The organism is Microbacterium sp. Bi128, from assembly GCF_918698205.1.
Map to the genome: position 1 here is coordinate 1 of NZ_CAKKMM010001179.1, position 1,609 is coordinate 1,609.

A 1,609-nucleotide genomic window follows, 5' to 3' on the forward strand; every position below is an offset into this window, starting at 1 on the left:
TTGGACTCCAGCACGCCGTCGATCTCATCGAGGAGATCATCGACGCCCTGGGTGGCTGCCGACGCCTGGGCGTCCGCCGGGGCCGGCGGCGCGGCGGGGACGTCCTCGTCAACCTCGGTGTCCCGCGACTGCGGCTGCTGCTGCTCCTGGCCTGCCATTGTTTTCTCCTTCATGTCCGTCCCTTTTCTCCTAAGGGACATCCTGTAGCAATAGTGCCACGCCCGGGGCGCCCGCGGGGGGCTTTGTTTTCAGGAACCGGGGCTGAGCCCGAGCAGTTCCGCCAGGAACGTCCCGGCCTCCCGGTGCCGGGCAAACAGGCCGCCGGTGAGGGCTTCGGTCCCGCGCAGCGGCTCGCGGGTAGGGACCCGCTGGAGCCTGCCGCGGCCGGGGACATCGAAGATCACCGAGTCCCAGCTGGCCCCCGCGAGGTCTGCACCGAACCTGCTGACGCAGCGCCCGCGGAAGTACGCCCGCGTGTCCGACGGCGGTTCGGTCACCGCACGGGCAATCGCGGCGTCGTCGACGATTCGGTGCATCCGGTCGCGCGCCAGCAGCCGGTAGTAGAGCCCTTTTTCGGGGCGGATGTCGGCCCACTGCAGATCCACGAGGCCCAGCCGTGCGTTGTCCCAGCCCAGGCCGTCACGCTGGCGGTAGCCCTCGAGCAGGGACAGTTTGGCGAGCCACTCGACTGAGGATGCGGCCGCCGCCCGGTCACCGCCGAGTTCGCTCAGCGTGGCGGACCACCGCTCCAGGACCTCGTGGGTGTGGCCGTCACCGTCCACGGCGTCCGCGACGCCGGTGTCCTGCGCGTGCTTGGAGGCGGCCTCGAAATAGATCCACTGGAGGTCCAGGGCGCTGATCCGCCGGCCGTCGCCCAGGCGCAGCAACCCGGTGAGCGAGGTGTCGTGGCTGACGGCCTGCAGCGCGGCGACGGGCTCATGAACTTCGATCCGCGGCGCCAGCCCGGCCTCGATCAGGCTCAGGACCATCGCGGTGGTGCCGAACTTGAGGAAGTTGGAGGCCTGGCTGAGGTTGGCGTCGCCGATGATGACGTGCAGTCTGCGGTATTTGTCCGCGGTGGCGTGGGGCTCGTCCCGGGTGTTGATGATGGGGCGGCGGATGGTGGTTTCCAGGCCCACTTCGGTTTCGAAGAAGTCAGCGCGCTGGCTGATCTGGTAGCCGGCCCGGGCGCTGTCCTGCCCGAGGCCCACCCGTCCGGCACCGCAAGTGATCTGCCGGGTGACGAAAAACGGCGTGAGGCCGCGCACGATTTCGCCGAACGGCACCGAGCGGGGCATCAGGTAGTTCTCGTGCGAGCCGTAGGAGACCGACTTGTTGTCCGTGTTGTTCTTGTACAGGTTGATGGGCGGCAGTTCGGGATCCGCAGCGAGGCGCCGGACCGCGGCCAGTGCCACGAGGTCGCCGGCGGCGTCCCACGTGACGGCGGCGCGGGGGTTGGTCACCTCGGGGCTGGAATACTCCGGGTGGGCGTGGTCCACGTACAACCGTGCGCCGTTGCCCAGCACCATGTTCATCAGCAGCGTGCCGGACTCGTCCTCGCCGTCGGCCTCGAGTTCCTGCCGCCCGTAGGCGAGGGCGATCGCCTCGG

Annotated in this window: 2 protein-coding genes; both read right to left on the reverse strand. The window is 69.3% G+C overall.

From position 1 onward, the window contains the following. Window positions 1–158, reverse strand: a 158-nt coding sequence (locus tag LQV45_RS31005; RefSeq protein ID WP_230011147.1) for a ubiquitin-like protein Pup, incomplete at its 3' end; no start/stop codon positions are given. A 90-nt stretch (window positions 159–248) separates the two neighbouring features. Continuing rightward, a partial coding sequence (dop, locus tag LQV45_RS31010; protein WP_230011145.1) for a depupylase/deamidase Dop occupies window positions 249–1,609 on the reverse strand: 1,361 nt, incomplete at its 5' end.